This is a genomic window from Roseococcus sp. YIM B11640 (assembly GCF_049727625.1).
Taxonomy (GTDB): domain Bacteria; phylum Pseudomonadota; class Alphaproteobacteria; order Acetobacterales; family Acetobacteraceae; genus Roseococcus.
The window spans coordinates 817032-830873 of record NZ_JBBJOZ010000002.1 but is presented as its reverse complement, the minus strand read 5'-3'; the positions used below and the strand labels follow the sequence as shown (position 1 = coordinate 830873).

15 protein-coding genes are annotated in these 13842 nt (G+C 69.9%); 13 read left to right on the top strand and 2 right to left on the bottom strand.

All coding sequences use genetic code 11. The features are described 5' to 3' along the window. Positions 1 to 177 carry a hypothetical protein gene (locus tag WJM96_RS11410; RefSeq protein WP_424812609.1) on the top strand — a complete coding sequence of 59 codons (177 nt, stop codon included), beginning with the start codon at positions 1 to 3 and terminating at the stop codon, positions 175 to 177. A 1-nt stretch (position 178) separates the two neighbouring features. Next, positions 179 to 1141: an NAD(P)H-dependent flavin oxidoreductase gene (locus WJM96_RS11405; protein ID WP_424812608.1), complete on the top strand. Its 963-nt coding sequence runs from the start codon at positions 179 to 181 to the stop codon at positions 1139 to 1141. Positions 1142 to 1279: 138 nt separating this feature from the next. On the opposite strand, the gene WJM96_RS11400 is transcribed toward WJM96_RS11405, so the two are convergent. Next, complete coding sequence (locus WJM96_RS11400; RefSeq protein ID WP_424812607.1) at positions 1280 to 2842, bottom strand: ABC transporter substrate-binding protein; 1563 nt, start codon at positions 2840 to 2842, stop codon at positions 1280 to 1282. Between the two features lie 85 nt (positions 2843 to 2927). On the opposite strand from WJM96_RS11400, the gene WJM96_RS11395 reads away from it, so the two are divergent. The 7 genes from WJM96_RS11395 to scpB all read left to right on the top strand — a co-directional run bounded on the left by WJM96_RS11395 (position 2928) and on the right by scpB (position 9862). Then, positions 2928 to 4253 (top strand): C69 family dipeptidase, encoded by a 1326-nt coding sequence (locus WJM96_RS11395; protein ID WP_424812606.1) that lies wholly within the window; start codon positions 2928 to 2930, stop codon positions 4251 to 4253. A gap of 71 nt (positions 4254 to 4324) precedes the next feature. Next, positions 4325 to 6109 (top strand): arginine--tRNA ligase, encoded by a 1785-nt coding sequence (gene argS / locus WJM96_RS11390; protein WP_424812605.1) that lies wholly within the window; start codon positions 4325 to 4327, stop codon positions 6107 to 6109. Beyond that, positions 6106 to 6834, top strand: coding sequence for an SPOR domain-containing protein (locus WJM96_RS11385; RefSeq protein ID WP_424812604.1), 729 nt, complete (start codon positions 6106 to 6108; stop codon positions 6832 to 6834). The genes argS and WJM96_RS11385 overlap by 4 nt, the downstream gene beginning before the upstream one ends. Positions 6835 to 6839: 5 nt before the next feature. After that, positions 6840 to 7766 carry a beta-N-acetylhexosaminidase gene (nagZ, locus tag WJM96_RS11380; RefSeq protein WP_424812603.1) on the top strand — a complete coding sequence of 309 codons (927 nt, stop codon included), beginning with the start codon at positions 6840 to 6842 and terminating at the stop codon, positions 7764 to 7766. Positions 7767 to 7774: 8 nt separating this feature from the next. Continuing rightward, entirely contained in the window at positions 7775 to 8476 is a 702-nt protein-coding gene (locus tag WJM96_RS11375) for a site-2 protease family protein (protein WP_424812602.1), read from the top strand. Continuing rightward, positions 8473 to 9237 (top strand): segregation and condensation protein A, encoded by a 765-nt coding sequence (locus WJM96_RS11370; protein WP_424812601.1) that lies wholly within the window; start codon positions 8473 to 8475, stop codon positions 9235 to 9237. The genes WJM96_RS11375 and WJM96_RS11370 overlap by 4 nt, the downstream gene beginning before the upstream one ends. Next, positions 9227 to 9862, top strand: a complete 636-nt coding sequence (gene scpB, locus WJM96_RS11365; protein WP_424812600.1) for an SMC-Scp complex subunit ScpB — start codon at positions 9227 to 9229, stop codon at positions 9860 to 9862. Before WJM96_RS11370 ends, scpB begins: the two co-directional genes overlap by 11 nt. Here scpB and WJM96_RS11360 read toward each other — a convergent pair. Then, a complete protein-coding gene (locus tag WJM96_RS11360) occupies positions 9859 to 10527 on the bottom strand; it encodes a glutathione S-transferase (RefSeq protein ID WP_424812599.1) in 669 nt (222 codons plus the stop codon). The genes scpB and WJM96_RS11360 overlap by 4 nt on opposite strands. A 103-nt stretch (positions 10528 to 10630) precedes the next feature. On the opposite strand from WJM96_RS11360, the gene WJM96_RS11355 reads away from it, so the two are divergent. The 4 genes from WJM96_RS11355 (at position 10631) to tatC (ending at position 13818) form a co-directional block, all read left to right on the top strand. Next, the gene (locus WJM96_RS11355; protein WP_424812598.1) at positions 10631 to 11194 is read left to right on the top strand and encodes a TetR/AcrR family transcriptional regulator; all 564 of its coding nucleotides are present in this window, start codon (positions 10631 to 10633) and stop codon (positions 11192 to 11194) included. A gap of 48 nt (positions 11195 to 11242) precedes the next feature. Continuing rightward, complete coding sequence (locus tag WJM96_RS11350; RefSeq protein ID WP_424812597.1) at positions 11243 to 12304, top strand: ABC transporter ATP-binding protein; 1062 nt, start codon at positions 11243 to 11245, stop codon at positions 12302 to 12304. A gap of 81 nt (positions 12305 to 12385) precedes the next feature. Then, positions 12386 to 13012, top strand: a complete 627-nt coding sequence (gene tatB, locus WJM96_RS11345) for a Sec-independent protein translocase protein TatB (RefSeq protein WP_424812596.1) — start codon at positions 12386 to 12388, stop codon at positions 13010 to 13012. Between the two features lie 50 nt (positions 13013 to 13062). Then, positions 13063 to 13818, top strand: a complete 756-nt coding sequence (gene tatC, locus WJM96_RS11340; protein ID WP_424813097.1) for a twin-arginine translocase subunit TatC — start codon at positions 13063 to 13065, stop codon at positions 13816 to 13818. The last annotated feature ends 24 nt before the right edge of the window (positions 13819 to 13842 follow it).

Here is a 13842-nt window from a genome sequence, read left to right as displayed (position 1 = left end):
TTGGCGGTCGCCCCTGGTCCCGCCGGGACATCCGCGCCCATCCTGGAGCGCGTGGCGGGCATCGTCGCCGCCGCGCCGCCTCGGGCATGCCACCCGGCGGAGTTCCGTGCTTTCCTCGCCCTCGAAGTGGCGGGCCTCGGCGACGCGGTTCGCATCAGTGGAGCGGTGGTGGAGTAGCATGGACGGTATCAGGACGCGCGTAACGGAGCAGCTCGGCATCCGTTATCCGATCGTGCAGGGCGGGCTCGCCCGCGTGGCGAAGGCGGAGCTGTGCGCAGCCGTGTCGGCGGCGGGCGGGCTGGGCCAGATCGCCACGGCCGGACTTGCGGGCGCGGAGGAACTGCGCGCCGAGATCCGAAAGGTGCGCGCCGCCACCGACAAGCCGTTTGGCGTGAACTTCCCGCTCGGCCGCATGGACATCACCGCCATGCTGGAGGTGACCCTGGAAGAGAAGGTGCCGGTCATCGCGCTTACCGCCGGCAATCCCGCCCCCTGGATCAAGCGTATCAATGGCGCCGCGAAGACGCTCGTGCTCATCGCAGGGCCGGAGCTCGCAAAGAAGGCTGAGGCGGCGGGCGCCGACATGGTGGCGACGGTCGGCTTCGAGGGGGGCGGTCATATCGGCCGCAGCGACGAGACCTCCCTCGTCATGATCCCCCGCGTGGTGCGGGCGGTGTCGATTCCGGTTCTGGCCTCCGGAGGATTCGCGAACGGAGAAGGGTTGCTGGCGGCTCTTTCCCTGGGTGCGGAAGGGGTGGAGATGGGCACGCGGTTCGTGGCCACCGCCGAGGCGCACGCCCATCCCAATTACAAGCAGGCGCTGGTCGAGGCTGGGCCGGGCCGCACCATGATCATCAAGCGCACGCTCGGCATGCCGGGCCGTGTGCTGGACAGCGCCTATGCGAAGAATGTGCTGGCGCGCGAGACGGCGGGCGCCCCTTCGGAGGAGATCGTGCCTCTGATCGCGGGGACGGTGAACGCCATCGGCACGGATGAGGGACGGATGGAAGAGAGCTTCGTGTGGGCCGGCCAATGCGTCGGCCTGATCGATGAGGTGCTGCCGGCGGGCGAGGTCGTCGCCCGCATGGCGGCGGAGGCGAAGGCGGGGATGAAGCGCCTTTCCAACGCCTTCGCGGATTGATGGCCTTCGGCCCAGGGCCTGCGTCGGGCCGGGAGCGCCAAGCGCGACCGCGCCTAGACCGCTAGCGCGGCTGGACGCAACCGTGCTTGGCGCGAAGCCAAGCACGCGCCAGCGGCCGCCTGGCGTCTGAGGGCAGGTTCACGGCTTCTCGACGCTCCAGAATAGCGGGATGCTCGACGGGATCAGATTGCGGATGCTGTTGCGCCAGGCTGCTGGCGTGACGAACTGGCCCCACATCACGCCCGGCACGTTCTCGAAGGCGATGGCCGAGATCTGGCGTGCAATATGCCGGCGCTCCTCCTCCGTCTGCGCTCGCGCGAAGGCCGAGAAGAGCGGCGTCATCCGCTCGTCGCAGCTCCAGCCCGCATAGTCGATGCAATTGCCCGAGAGGTAGAAATGCGTGGGCGGCGAGGAGAGGTCGAAGCCCGACGCCGTCACGCCGAAGAGGGACCAGCCCTCGCGCCGGCCGCGCCGGTTGAGCAGGGTGCCCCAGTCCATCGCCTGCAGGTCCACATTGAAGCCGGCCTGCTTCAGCAGATCGGCCGCGACGGCAGAGGAGACGCGCAGCGTCTCGATGTCGGTCGCCTGCATCACCACCACCGGCTCGTTGTTGTAGCGCGTGCGGCGCAACGCCTCGCGCGCGGCGGCGACCGAGGGGTTGGCGGCCACCCCCGCGCCCTCGGTGTTCTCGAGCGGCGTGCCGCACATGAACCAGGAGACGCAGCCCGGCTGCGTCAGCCGCTCAGGCAGGCCGAGGGCGGTCAGCACCGTGGACTGGTCGAAGAGCTTCCACAGCACTTGCCGGATTTCCGGATCGTTGAAGGGCGGTGCCGCGTGGTTGAGGCGGAAGTAGCCCTGGTAGGCATTCATGCCCGCCGGGCCGCCGACGCTGATGTTGCGGTTGCGCGCCAGGATGGGCAGCAGGTCGAAGCTCGGGCTCTGGATATAGTCGATGGCGCCCGACTGCAGCGCGGAGGCGGCGGTGGAGCCGTCGGGAATGACGCGGATCTCCAGCGCCTCGATGTTCACGCGCTTGCCGCCGGACAGGAAGTCCGCCGGCTCGCTGCGCGGCACGTAGCGCGGGTTGCGATCCAGTATGATGCGGTCGCCGGGGCGGTAAAGGTCCTGACGGAAGACGAAGGGGCCGGAGCCGATGATCTCGGTCACGCGGCCATCGCCGGCGGCGCGGACCACGCGCTCGGGCATCATGAAGGGGACGGGGGTGTTGGGGCGGCCGAGCGCTTCCAGCACCAGGCCGAAGGGCTGCTTGAGCTTCAGCACGAAGGTGCGGGGGCCGGTCGCCTCCAGCGATTCCGTGGCGCCGGCCAGCAGGCGGCCCATGCCGGCGCGGGGCATCCAGCGGCGCAGCGAGGCCACGCAATCGGCTGCCGTGACGGGCGTGCCGTCATGCCAGAGCAGGCCTTCGCGCAGCGTGAAGGTATAGGTCATGCGATCGTCCGAGATCGCGGTGTCCTGCACCATCTGGGGCCGGATCTCGCCATTGGCCGTGAGACCGAAGAGCGTGTCGTACACCGTATAGCCGAAGGCGCGAGTGATGTAGGCCGTGGTGTAGTGGGGGTCGAGCGTCGCGACCTCCGCTTCCAGCACCGCGACCAGCGGCGCGGCCTGCGCCTGCGGGGTCAGCGTGGCCAAAGCGATGGCGGCGGAAGCGAGCCAGGGCCTAAGGCGCTTTCGGATCATCGGTCTCTCCTGTTGCGGTGCCGAGCGTGGCATGGCCTCGCGCGGGTGGCTATTCGTTCCGGCGCGAAATCGCCATGATCGGCCCATGTGCGACACCATGGTGGCCCTGCCGCCCGCGACCGCCTCCGGGCATGTGCTCTTCGCCAAGAATAGCGACAGGGAGCGCAACGAGGCGCAGTTCCTGGAGTACCGGTCGGCCGCGCGTTATGCGCAAGGCAGCACGGTTCGCTGCAGCTACATCGAGATCCCGCAGGCGGCGGAAACCCAGGCCGTCCTGCTCAGCCGCCCCTTCTGGTGCTGGGGCGCCGAGATCGGCGCCAACGCCACGGGAGTGGTGATCGGCAACGAGGCCGTCTTCGGCCGCATCCCGCCGACCCGTGAACCCGCACTGATCGGCATGGACCTCGTGCGTCTCGCCTTGGAGCGGGCACCGACGGCGGAAGCCGCGGTCGGCGTGATCATCGATCTGCTGGAGCGTCACGGGCAGGGCGGCGATTGCGGCCATCTGAACGAACATTTCTACGACAACTCCTTCATCGTCGCGGACCATCGCGAGGCCTTCGTGCTGGAGACGCTGGGCCGCTTCTGGGTGGCCGAGCGCGCGCCTCGCACCCGCGCCATCTCCAACGCGCTCTCCATCGGTCGAGGCGCGATCTGGCGGGCGAGCCCGGCGCTGGTGGCCGACGCCAAGGCGCGGGGCTGGGCGACGGGGGAGGGGGATCTGGACTTCGCCGCCTCCTATCTAGACCCCGAGCGCGATGCGATGACCTGCGGCCGCATGCGGTGTGCCCGTGCGACGGAGCTCATGGCGCGCCATGACGGGTCGCTCACGCCCGCGCACCTCATGGCGATCCTGCGCGACCATGGCGCGGCGGCCGAGGGCGATGCCTCCTGGCATCCGGCGCGCACCTTGGGACGGACCATCTGCATGCACGCGGGCGGACCGGACCGCCGCTCGCAGAGCGTGGCCTCGATGGTGTCGGAGCTGCGGCCTGAGGGAGCGCTGCATTGGGTGACGGGAACCTCCGGCCCGTGCCTCTCGATCTTCAAGCCCGTGGTGGATGGCATCCTGCCGCCGCAGGGGCCGGTGCCGTCGGATCGCAGCAATCCCGCCACCATCTGGTGGCGGCACGAGGCGCTGCATCGCGGCGCTGTGCTCGGCGACTTCGCCGCGGTCCTGGCGGGGCTGGCGCCGGAGCGCGATGCCCTGGAAGCGCGCTTCGCGGCCCGCATGGCCGATGCGATGGGCGAGGGCGCGAAGCACCGTGCCGAGGCCGCCGCCGCGTGCTGGCGCGAGGCCGAGGAATGGGAGGCCGGCTGGCGCCGCCGTACCCTGCCGCGCGCCCTGGTGGCCGACGAAGTCTTCGCGGGAGCGTGGCAGGAACTGTCCCGGCGCGCGGCGGGCGACTGACAAGCCCTTGAATTGCCTGGGTCGCGACGCGGCCCCTTGGCGAAACCGCGCCGCCGCCGCACAAGCGCGCCATGAGTCACGATATTTTCGCCCATCTGCGCGCCCGCGCCATCGCGGCCCTCCAGGCGCTCCTGCCCGAGCTGCCGGCCGACGCCTTTGCCCGCGTCACCATGGAGCCCCCGCGCGACGCGAGCCATGGCGACATGTCCACCAATGCCGCGATGGTGGTGGGCAAGGCCGCGAAGCTGCCGCCGCCCAAGCTGGCCGCGCAGCTCGCCGAGGCCTTGGTCGCGCTGCCGGAAGTGGCTGAGGCCGCGCCCGCCGGCCCGGGCTTCGTGAACATCCGCCTGCAGGAGGATTTCCTCCGCGCGCAGCTTCCGCTGATGCTGCGGGAGCGCGAGGCCTATGGCCAGGGCGAAGCCAAGCCGGGCCGGGTGAACGTGGAGTACGTCTCCGCGAACCCGACGGGGCCGATGCATGTGGGGCATTGCCGCGGCGCGGTGGTCGGCGATGCGCTCGCGCTGCTGCTTGCCAAGGCGGGCCATGACGTCACGCGCGAATACTACATCAACGATGCCGGCGCTCAGGTGCAGGCGCTCGGCTGGGCGGCCTATTGGCGCTACCTCGAGGCGCTGCCTGTTGCCGCGCATGGCCTCTGGGCCGATGGCGCCTCGCCGGAGGAGCGCAAGGCGGCGGTCGAGGCCGCCTACGGCACCACGCTGCAATATGGCGGCGAGTACCTGGTCCCGGTCGGGCAGGAGCTCGCCAAGCGCCATGGCGCCGAGCTGGTACCGCCGGATGCCGGCAAGCTCGCCTTGGTGCGCGGTTTCACCGTGAAGGCGATGATGGCCGAGATCCGCGAGGATCTGGCGGCACTCGGCGTCGAGCACGACGTCTTCGTCAGCGAGGCCGCCCTCATCGCCGAGGGCAAGCTGGAGGAAGCCGAGGCCCTGCTGAACCGCGAGGGCCTGATCTATCGCGGCGTGCTGGAGCCCCCCAAGGGCAAGCTGCCGGATGATTGGGAGCCGCGCGAGCAGACGCTCTTCCGCTCCAGCGATTTCGGCGACGACACGGATCGTGCGCTGCGCAAGTCCGACGGCACCGGGACCTACTTCGCCAACGACATCGCGAACCACCTGCACAAGATCGAGCGCGGCTTCGATCACCTCGTGCATGTCTGGGGCGCGGATCACGGCGGCTATGTGAAGCGCATGCAGGCGGCGGTTGCCGCGCTGTCGGGGCGCAAGGTCTCGCTGGACGTGGTGCTCGCGCAGATCGTCCATGTAATGAAGGACGGCCAGCCGGTTCGCATGAGCAAGCGTGCGGGCAGCTACATTACGCTGCGCGACCTGATCGACGAGGTCGGGCGCGACGCGGTGCGCTTCACCATGCTGACGCGCAAGGCCGATGCTCAGATGGAGTTCGATCTCGACCTCGTCCTGCAGCAGTCGCGCGACAATCCCGTCTTCTACGTGCAGTACGCGCATGCGCGCTGCCGTTCGGTCCTGCGCAGCGCGGGCGATCCCTCGCTGGACAGCCTGGCAGAAGCGCCGCTGGACACGCTGACCGATGCCGCCGAGCTTGGCCTGATCCGCCGTCTTGCGGCTTGGCCCCGCGTGGTGGAAGCCGCCGCGGCGGCGCGCGAGCCGCATCGCGTGGCATTCTTTTTGAATGACTTGGCCGGCGATTTTCATCTATTGTGGAACAAGGGCAAGGACGACACGACCTTGCGCTTCATCCAGGCCGATGCACCTGCGGCGACGCAGGCACGATTGGCCTTGGTGGCCGCCACGGCGGCAGTTGTCAGGTCCGGACTCGGGGTGATGGGGGTCACGCCGGTCGAGGAGATGAGATGAGCGATTCGATGCTTCCCTCCTGGCGGGTTCGCCCGCCGGAGAGGACGTCGTCGGGATGGGGGATCCCGCCGAAACTCTGGATGATCGGGGGCGGCCTGGCCGGTTCCGTGGTGCTTGCGGGTGCCATCATCTGGGGCGTTTCCATGATGGGCCCGCGAGGGGTTCCGCTGATCGAGACGGATGGGAGGCCCTATCGGGTCCGCCCCGATTCGCCCGGCGGGGCCGTCGTGCCCAATCAGCAGGAGCTGATCTTCGAGCGAGGCGCCGGCCGCAATGAGCGCGTCGGCGAGGCGCGCCTCGCGCCCGGGCCGGAAGCGCCGCGCCCGGATGCGCTGCGCGCGCAGGCCCAGCCGCCCGCCGCGGCGCCGCAGCCTGCGGCGCCGGCCGCCGCGCCGGCCGCAGTGGCTCCGCCTGCACCGGCACGCGCCTCGGCTCCGGCGCCGGCCCAGCAGGCCGCCCGCCCGGCCCCGGCCGCCGGCGGCCGCGCGCAGGTCCAGCTTTCCGCTGCGGCCTCGGAGGAAGGGGCGAAGGCGGAATGGGCCCGGCTCCAGCGCCGCGCGCCGGAACTCGCCGGCCGTTCCCCCGTGGTCACGAAGTTCGAGCGGGACGGGCAGGCGACCATGTGGCGGCTGCGTACCGGCGGCTTTGCGGACCAGGCAGCGGCCCGCGCCTTCTGCGGCCAGCTTCGGGAGCGCGGCGTGAACTGCATCCCGGTGAACTTCTGAAGCCCATGCGCGCGGCCATCATCGGGATTTCCGGCCTCCGCCTGACGGCCGACGAGGCCGCGCTGCTTCGAAGAGAGCGCCCTATGGGCGCCATCCTGTTCGCCCGAAACGTGGAAAGCCCCGCGCAGCTTCGTGCGCTGACGGCCGAGCTCCGCGAAGTGCTGGGCGCGGAGGCCCCCATTCTGGTGGATCAGGAGGGCGGGCGCGTCGCCCGGCTCAAGCCGCCGCATTGGCCGGCGCATCCGCCCGCCGCCACTTTCGAGAACGGCCCCGTTGAGGTGGCCACCGCCGAGGCGGCGTCCATTGCCCGCGAATGCCGGGATGTCGGGCTCGACGTCGTCTGCGCCCCTTTGCTCGACCTGCGCCTGCCCGGCATGCACCAGGTGATCGGCGACCGGGCCTTCTCGGCCGACCCGGCGGAAGTCGTGCGCCTCGGTGCCGCCTGGATCGAGGGGCTGCGGCAGGGTGGCGCACTGCCTGTCATCAAGCATATTCCCGGCCATGGGCGCGCCACGATGGACAGCCATCTGGAACTGCCGGTCGTCCCGGCCTCGCGCGCCGAGCTGGAGCTGGATTTCGCGCCCTTCCGGGATCTCTCGGCCGACGATCTCTGGGCCATGACGGCGCATATCCTTTACCCGGCGCTGGACGCCGTCCGCTGCGCGACCCTCTCGCCGCTGGTGATCGAGCGCGTGATCCGGGGCGAGATTGGCTTCGGCGGCTTCCTGATCTCGGACGACCTCGGCATGAAGGCCCTGAAGGGCGGCCTGCGCGAGCTCGCGGAAGGCGTGCTCGCGGCGGGCTGCGACGCGGCGCTCCATTGCTCCGGCGTGCTGGAGGAGACGGCCGCCGTCCTCGCCGGCAGCAAGGAGCTGACGCCCGCCGCCGAGGCCCGGCTCGCCGCATCCCGCGCCGTGGTCGCGCTGGCCTGATCCAGGCAATGGAATTCCTGCCCGAGCTGGTCGCCGCCGTCCTGGCCAGCGTCATCGCGATCACGCTGCATGAGGCCGCGCATGGCTATGCCGCGCTCTGGCTGGGCGACCCGACCGCCAAGCTCATGGGCCGGCTCTCGCTGAACCCGCTGCGGCATGTGGACCCGATTGGCACGCTGCTGGTGCCGGGCTTTCTCCTGGTTTCGCAGCTTCTGACCACGGGGCGGGTGGATGTCATGTTCGGCTGGGCGAAGCCTGTGCCGGTGGACATCCGCAACCTGGCCAATCCCAGGACGGGAATGATGTGGGTCGCCCTCGCGGGGCCGGTGATGAACTTCGCCCTCGCCCTCATCGCGGCGCTTCTGGTACACCCGATGAGCCTGCTGGAAGCCTTTCTTTCGGCCGAATCGATGGTCGTGGTCTATCGCTTCCTCGGTCTCTCCATCCTCGCGAACCTGGTGTTGGGCCTGTTCAACCTCATTCCCATCCCGCCCCTGGACGGGGGCCGCATCCTTGTCGGCCTGCTGCCCCTGCCCGCGGCCATGGCGGTGGCTCGGCTCGAGCGGAGCGGGATGTTCCTGGTCATCTTCGTGCTGTTCCTGCTGCCCCTGGCGGTTCCGGCCTTCCAGCCCATGCAGATCTTCATCGACGCGCTGGTCCGCCCCGCCTTTGGCCTCGTCTTGCGCGCGGCGGGGCACCCGACGCCGTGAGCGAGGCGCAGGAAAGCCTGGTCCTGGACCTCGACGGCTTCCAGGGGCCCCTGGATGTGCTGCTGGACCTCGCGCGGGCACAGAAGGTGGATATCCGCCAGATCTCCATCCTGGCCCTGGTCGATCAGTTCCTGGCCATTGTAGAGGGCGCGCGCCGCGTCCGGATCGAGCTCGCGGCCGACTGGCTGGTCATGGCCGCCTGGCTGGCCTGGCTGAAGTCGCGCCTGCTGCTGCCGGAGGAAGAGCGCGGCCCAGACGAGGAAGACCCGCTGGAGGCGGCCTCCCGGCTGACCGAGCGCCTGGCTGAGCTCGACCGCATGCGGGCCGCCGCGCAATGGCTGGGTGGCCGGGCGCAGCTGGGGCGCGAAACCTTCGCGCGCGGCGCCCCCGAATCCTTGCGGGTCGAGGACCGTTCGGGCCTCGTCGCCGACCTTTCCACCCTGCTGCGCGCCTATGCCACGGCGCGGCGGCGGGCCATGGCGAACCGACCCTTCACCCCCAAGCCCCGCAAGCTCTGGTCCGTGGCCGAAGCGCTGGGCCGCCTGCAATCGCTGATCGGCGAGACGCCGGGCTGGAGTATGCTCTCCAGCTTCCTGCCCGAAGGTCTGATCTCGCCGCTCGACCGCAAGGCCGCGCTGGCGAGCACGCTGGTTGCCGCGCTGGAAGCGGCGCGCGGGGGTGGGATCGAGCTGCGCCAGGAAGCCGTCTTCGCCCCCATCCATCTGCGACGCGCCGCGGAGGAGAGTTCCCATGCCGTCTGACACCCCGTTCGCCGAAGACCCGCCCATGCCGCAGCCGCGCGAGCAGGGCGATTTCGACCGTGCGCTCCGCATCGCCGAAGCGCTGATCTTCGCCTCCGACCGTCCTGTCGCCGCCGCGCGCGTGCAGCTGGCCCTGCCGCAGGGGGTCGAGGCGCAGGCGGTGCTGACAGCGCTCGCCGCGCAGACCGCCGGCCGTGCCGTGGAGCTGGTAGAGGTCGCGGGCGGCTTTGCCTTCCGTACGGCCCTGGACCTGGCGCCCGCCATCACCCGGGTGGTGGAGGTGCCGCGCCGCCTGCCGCGCGCGGCCATGGAGGCGCTGTCCATCGTCGCCTACCATCAGCCGGTGACGCGCGCGGAGATCGAGGAGATCCGCGGCGCGGCGCTCGCCCAGACCACGCTGGACGCCCTGCTGGACGCGGGGCTCGTGACCTCGCGCGGGCGGAAGGAGACGCCGGGGCGACCCACGCTCTGGGGCACTACCCCGCGCTTCCTGGACCAGTTCGGTCTGAAGTCCCTCAGCGACCTGCCGCGCAAGGAGGAGCTGGTTTCCAGCGACCTCGCGACCGTGGAGCTGACGCCGGAGCCCAGCGGGGCCCCGCCCCTCATCGAGCAGGACGCGGCCTAGGCCATGGCTGCCGCCGGGTCCGACATCGTGACCCGGTTCCGCACGCTCGGCCGTTCCTGCACGCGCGCGTACCAGGCCAGAAGCGCGCCGTACTCCTCGGGAACCGGCACCTTCAGCAGCTCGGCGAAGATCAGGCCGCCGATGACGGCGATGTCCGCCATTGAGAAGAAGTCGCCGGCCACGAAGGGCTGCTGCCGCAGGACGCCGTCGAAGTAACGCATGCCCCGCAGGGCCTTGTCGCGCTGGCGCAGGCCCCATTCGGCGTTCTGATAGAGCTCGACATCCGGGCCGAGCCCAGGCGTGGCGTGGTGGAAATACACGCTGATGGGGTCGAGCAGCTCGATCTCCGCGCGCTTGTTCATCATGTGGATCAGTCCCCTCTCGCGCGGCGTCCGGCCGGTGAGGGTGGGGGCTCCGTCGAGCGCGTCGAGGTATTCGGTGATGGCCGTGCACTCGGCGATGAAGGTGCCGTCCTCGAGCTCCAGCACCGGCAGGGTGCCCGAGTAGTTCTTAGCCAGGAATTCGGGCCGTTTGTGCTCGCCCTTCCGGAGATGGACCGTCTCGAAGCGGATGCGCGGCTGCAGGCTCTTCTCGGCGATCGCGATCCGGACGCGCGCGGGGTAGGGGCCGATCGGCCAGTCATGGATGGTCATGATCGCGTTCATGCTTGAAATCTACCTGCCAGTTGGTAGGTATATCTCTGATCTTGTGTCAGCTCGATGTCAATGCCTATCTGCCAATTGGTAGATGACATCATCGAGGCGCGAATTGGGTTCGAATGCAAGAGAGGCGATCCTGGACTCGGCCAGAAGGACCGCGCAGAGCCATGGCTATAACGGCCTGAATTTTCGGGAGATCGCGGCCGATGTCGGCATCAAGGCGGCGAGCATCCACTACCACTTCGCCGGCAAGGCTGAGCTTGGCGCGGCGCTGGCGCGGCGCTACCGCGAGGACGCGGCGGCGCGGCTGGAAGCCATGCGGCTGGAAGCCGGCAACCCTGCCGAGTGCCTGCATCGCTATCCCGAGCTGTTCCGCAAGGCGCTGGAGACGGGGAATCGGATGTGCCTGTGCAGCATCATGGCCGCCGAGTACGAGGATCTGCCCGAGGCCGTGCGGCAGGAGGTGCAGGCCTTCGCGGACGTCAACGTCTCCTGGCTGGCGAGCCGCCTGGCCGATGCGGGCCTAGTCCATGGCGGGGAAGGCGAGATGCGGGCGCGCGCCATCTTCGCGGCCATCGCCGGCGCGCAGCTCATGGCCCGGAGCCGTGCGGATATCGGTCTCTACGATGCCCTGATCGGCAGCTACCGCGCGGCAGGCCTTTTGCCGGCGTGAGACGCAGCGGAGTATGGACAGCGCGTCATCGCGCCCGCACAAGGCCGCATGAGCCTTCGCCTCACGGATATCCGTCACGCCTTCGGTCCGCGTGAGATTCTGCGTGGCGTTAGCCTGACGGTCGCGCGCGGCGAGATCCTGTGCCTCCTGGGCCCCTCGGGCGACGGCAAGACCACACTGCTGCGGCTCATCGCGGGGCTCGAGGCCCTGCAGCACGGCCGGATCGAGCTGGACGGCATCGCCCTGGCCGAGCCGGGCCTCGAGGTGCCGCCGGAAGAGCGGCACCTGGGCTTCGTCTTCCAGGATTACGCCCTGTTCCCGCACCTCACGGTCGGGCGGAACGTCGGTTTTGGCTTGCGCGGCCTCGGGCGGATGGAGCGCGAGGCGCGTATCGCGGAGGCGCTCGGCCATGTCGGGTTGCGCGACCGGGCCGACGCCTGGCCGCATCAGCTCTCCGGCGGGCAGCAGCAGCGGGTGGCGCTGGCGCGGGCCCTGGCCCCCCGGCCGAAGGCGCTCCTGCTCGACGAGGCCTTTGCCAGCCTCGACGCCCGGCTGCGCGACCAGGTGCGCGACGACACGCTTCGCGTGCTGCGTCAGGCCGCGATTCCAGCCGTGATCGTGACGCATGACGCGGAGGAGGCGCTGCTCATGGCCGACCGAATCGCCCTCCTGCGCGACGGGCGGGTTGAGCAGCTCGGCACGCCCGAGGAGCTCTATCTCCGGCCGGTTTCGAGCTTCGTCGCGAGCTTCCTGGGCGAGGTGAACCGGCTGCCGGCTGAAATTCGGGGCGGGCGCGCCGTCAGCGTTCTGGGCGAGCTCCCGGCGCCGGGCTTGGCGGAAGGCGCGGCGGCCGAATTTCTGCTGCGCCCGGAAGGGCTTCGCCTGGACGCAGCGGGGCAGGGGGCGGCCGCCCGCATGCGCTCCATCCGGCTTCTCGGCGCCACGACGCTCGTGCATCTCGTGCTGGAGGAGGGAGGGCATGAGCTGCAGGCCCGCCTGCCGGCCGGCACCGCCCTGCCGCCCGGGGAAGTCCTGGGTGTCGGCTTCGATCCGGAGCGAGCCTTCGCTTTTCCCGCCGGGCAGGGTGCAAGCCGGCCGCCGAGCGCCTAAGTAAGTCCGCGCCGCATTGGCGGCAGCCGGAAGCCCTGTTATCCAAGGGCTGCTTTCGCCTTGTTCCGCATTGGGGATGGAATGCTCGACCTCGCTTGGTCCGAGATCATGTTGGTGGCCGTGGTGGCGCTGGTGGTGATCGGTCCCAAGGACCTGCCCGGCGCGATTCGTGGCGTGGCTGACCTCGTGAAGAAGGGCAAGAAGCAGCTTGCGCAATTCCAGCAGCAGGCTGACGAACTGGTCCGCGAGGCGAACCTCGAGGAGGTGCGCAACCAGATCGCCGACGTGAAGGGCGCCATCAACGAGATCCGCAGCTTCGACCTCAAGGGCCATATCGAGAAGACGGTCGATGCGGACGGCACGCTGAGCAAGAGCTTCGACAATCCCATCAACCCCGCCCCTGCCTGGACGCCGCCGCCGACCGCCGCCGACCGCGCGGACGCGCCTGCGATGATCCCGCCGCAGACCATGGCGCCCTACGTGCCGCCGCCGCCCCCGCCGATGCCCGAGGCGCCTTCCTTCGTCCCGCCTGCGACGCCGGCGCCCGCGAACCTGACGATGCCGCCCGCGCCGGAGCCGGCGCCCGCTGAACCGCTGCCGGTAGAGCACGCGGCCGCCGAAGTCGCCCCGGCAGAGCCCGCGGCACCGGTGGTCGAGCACAAGCCCGCTGAAACCCCCGCGCCCGCCGGCGCGGCGAAGATGGTCTGAGGCCCCACTTGTCCAATACCGCCGAAGACGATCCCATCAACGACAAGCCGATGCCGCTCATCGACCATCTGATGGAGCTGCGGCAGCGGCTTCTCTGGTCGGTCGGCGCGTTCATCATCGCCTTTGCCGTCTGCTACTATTTCTCCGCGCAGATCTACGGCTTCCTGGCGCAGCCCCTCGCCAACATCCTGCAGCAGCAGGGCGGCGGCGACCGGCGCATGATCTTCACCGCGCTCTACGAGGCCTTCTTCACCTATCTGAAGGTGGCCTTCTTCGGCGCCGTGTTCTTCTCCTTCCCGATCTGGGCGACGCAGCTATGGCTGTTCATCTCGCCGGGCCTGTACCGGTCCGAGAAGCGGGCGGTGACGCCCTTCCTCGTTGCCTCGCCCATTCTGTTCCTGATGGGCGCGGCGCTGGCCTACTACTTCATCTTTCCGCTGGCCTGGCACTTCTTCATCAGCTTCGAGACCCCGCCGGGTTCGGGCGGCGTGCCCATCCAGCTCGAGGCGAAGGTCAGCGAGTATCTTTCGCTGGTCATGCACATGATCCTGGCCTTCGGCATCGCCTTCCAGATGCCGGTGGCGCTGGTGCTGCTGTGCCGGGTGGGAATCCTGAGCGTGGCGTCGCTTCGCAAGGGCCGTCGCTACGCGATCGTGGGCATGTTCGCGCTTGCCGCGATCATCACCCCGCCGGACGTGATCAGCCAGGTGGGCCTCGCGGTGCCGCTGATCCTCCTCTACGAGCTCTCGATCCTCTTCGCGTCCTGGATCGTGCCCAAGCCGCCCGAGGAAGACGGCCGATCGTGACCCTCCGCTCATGGACTTGAGCGG

Excerpts from the sequence above, each read along its gene's own strand:
- WJM96_RS11350 (WP_424812597.1), top strand. The coding sequence starts at position 11,243 with ATGAGCCTTCGCCTCACGGATATCCGTCACGCCTTCGGTCCGCGTGAG.
- WJM96_RS11385 (WP_424812604.1), top strand. The coding sequence starts at position 6,106 with ATGAGCGATTCGATGCTTCCCTCCTGGCGGGTTCGCCCGCCGGAGAGG.
- WJM96_RS11395 (WP_424812606.1), top strand. The coding sequence starts at position 2,928 with ATGTGCGACACCATGGTGGCCCTGCCGCCCGCGACCGCCTCCGGGCAT.
- WJM96_RS11400 (WP_424812607.1), bottom strand. The coding sequence starts at position 2,842 with ATGATCCGAAAGCGCCTTAGGCCCTGGCTCGCTTCCGCCGCCATCGCT.
- WJM96_RS11360 (WP_424812599.1), bottom strand. The coding sequence starts at position 10,527 with ATGAACGCGATCATGACCATCCATGACTGGCCGATCGGCCCCTACCCC.
- WJM96_RS11375 (WP_424812602.1), top strand. The coding sequence starts at position 7,775 with ATGGAATTCCTGCCCGAGCTGGTCGCCGCCGTCCTGGCCAGCGTCATC.
- argS (WP_424812605.1), top strand. The coding sequence starts at position 4,325 with ATGAGTCACGATATTTTCGCCCATCTGCGCGCCCGCGCCATCGCGGCC.
- scpB (WP_424812600.1), top strand. The coding sequence starts at position 9,227 with ATGCCGTCTGACACCCCGTTCGCCGAAGACCCGCCCATGCCGCAGCCG.
- WJM96_RS11405 (WP_424812608.1), top strand. The coding sequence starts at position 179 with ATGGACGGTATCAGGACGCGCGTAACGGAGCAGCTCGGCATCCGTTAT.
- tatB (WP_424812596.1), top strand. The coding sequence starts at position 12,386 with ATGCTCGACCTCGCTTGGTCCGAGATCATGTTGGTGGCCGTGGTGGCG.
- tatC (WP_424813097.1), top strand. The coding sequence starts at position 13,063 with ATGCCGCTCATCGACCATCTGATGGAGCTGCGGCAGCGGCTTCTCTGG.
- nagZ (WP_424812603.1), top strand. The coding sequence starts at position 6,840 with ATGCGCGCGGCCATCATCGGGATTTCCGGCCTCCGCCTGACGGCCGAC.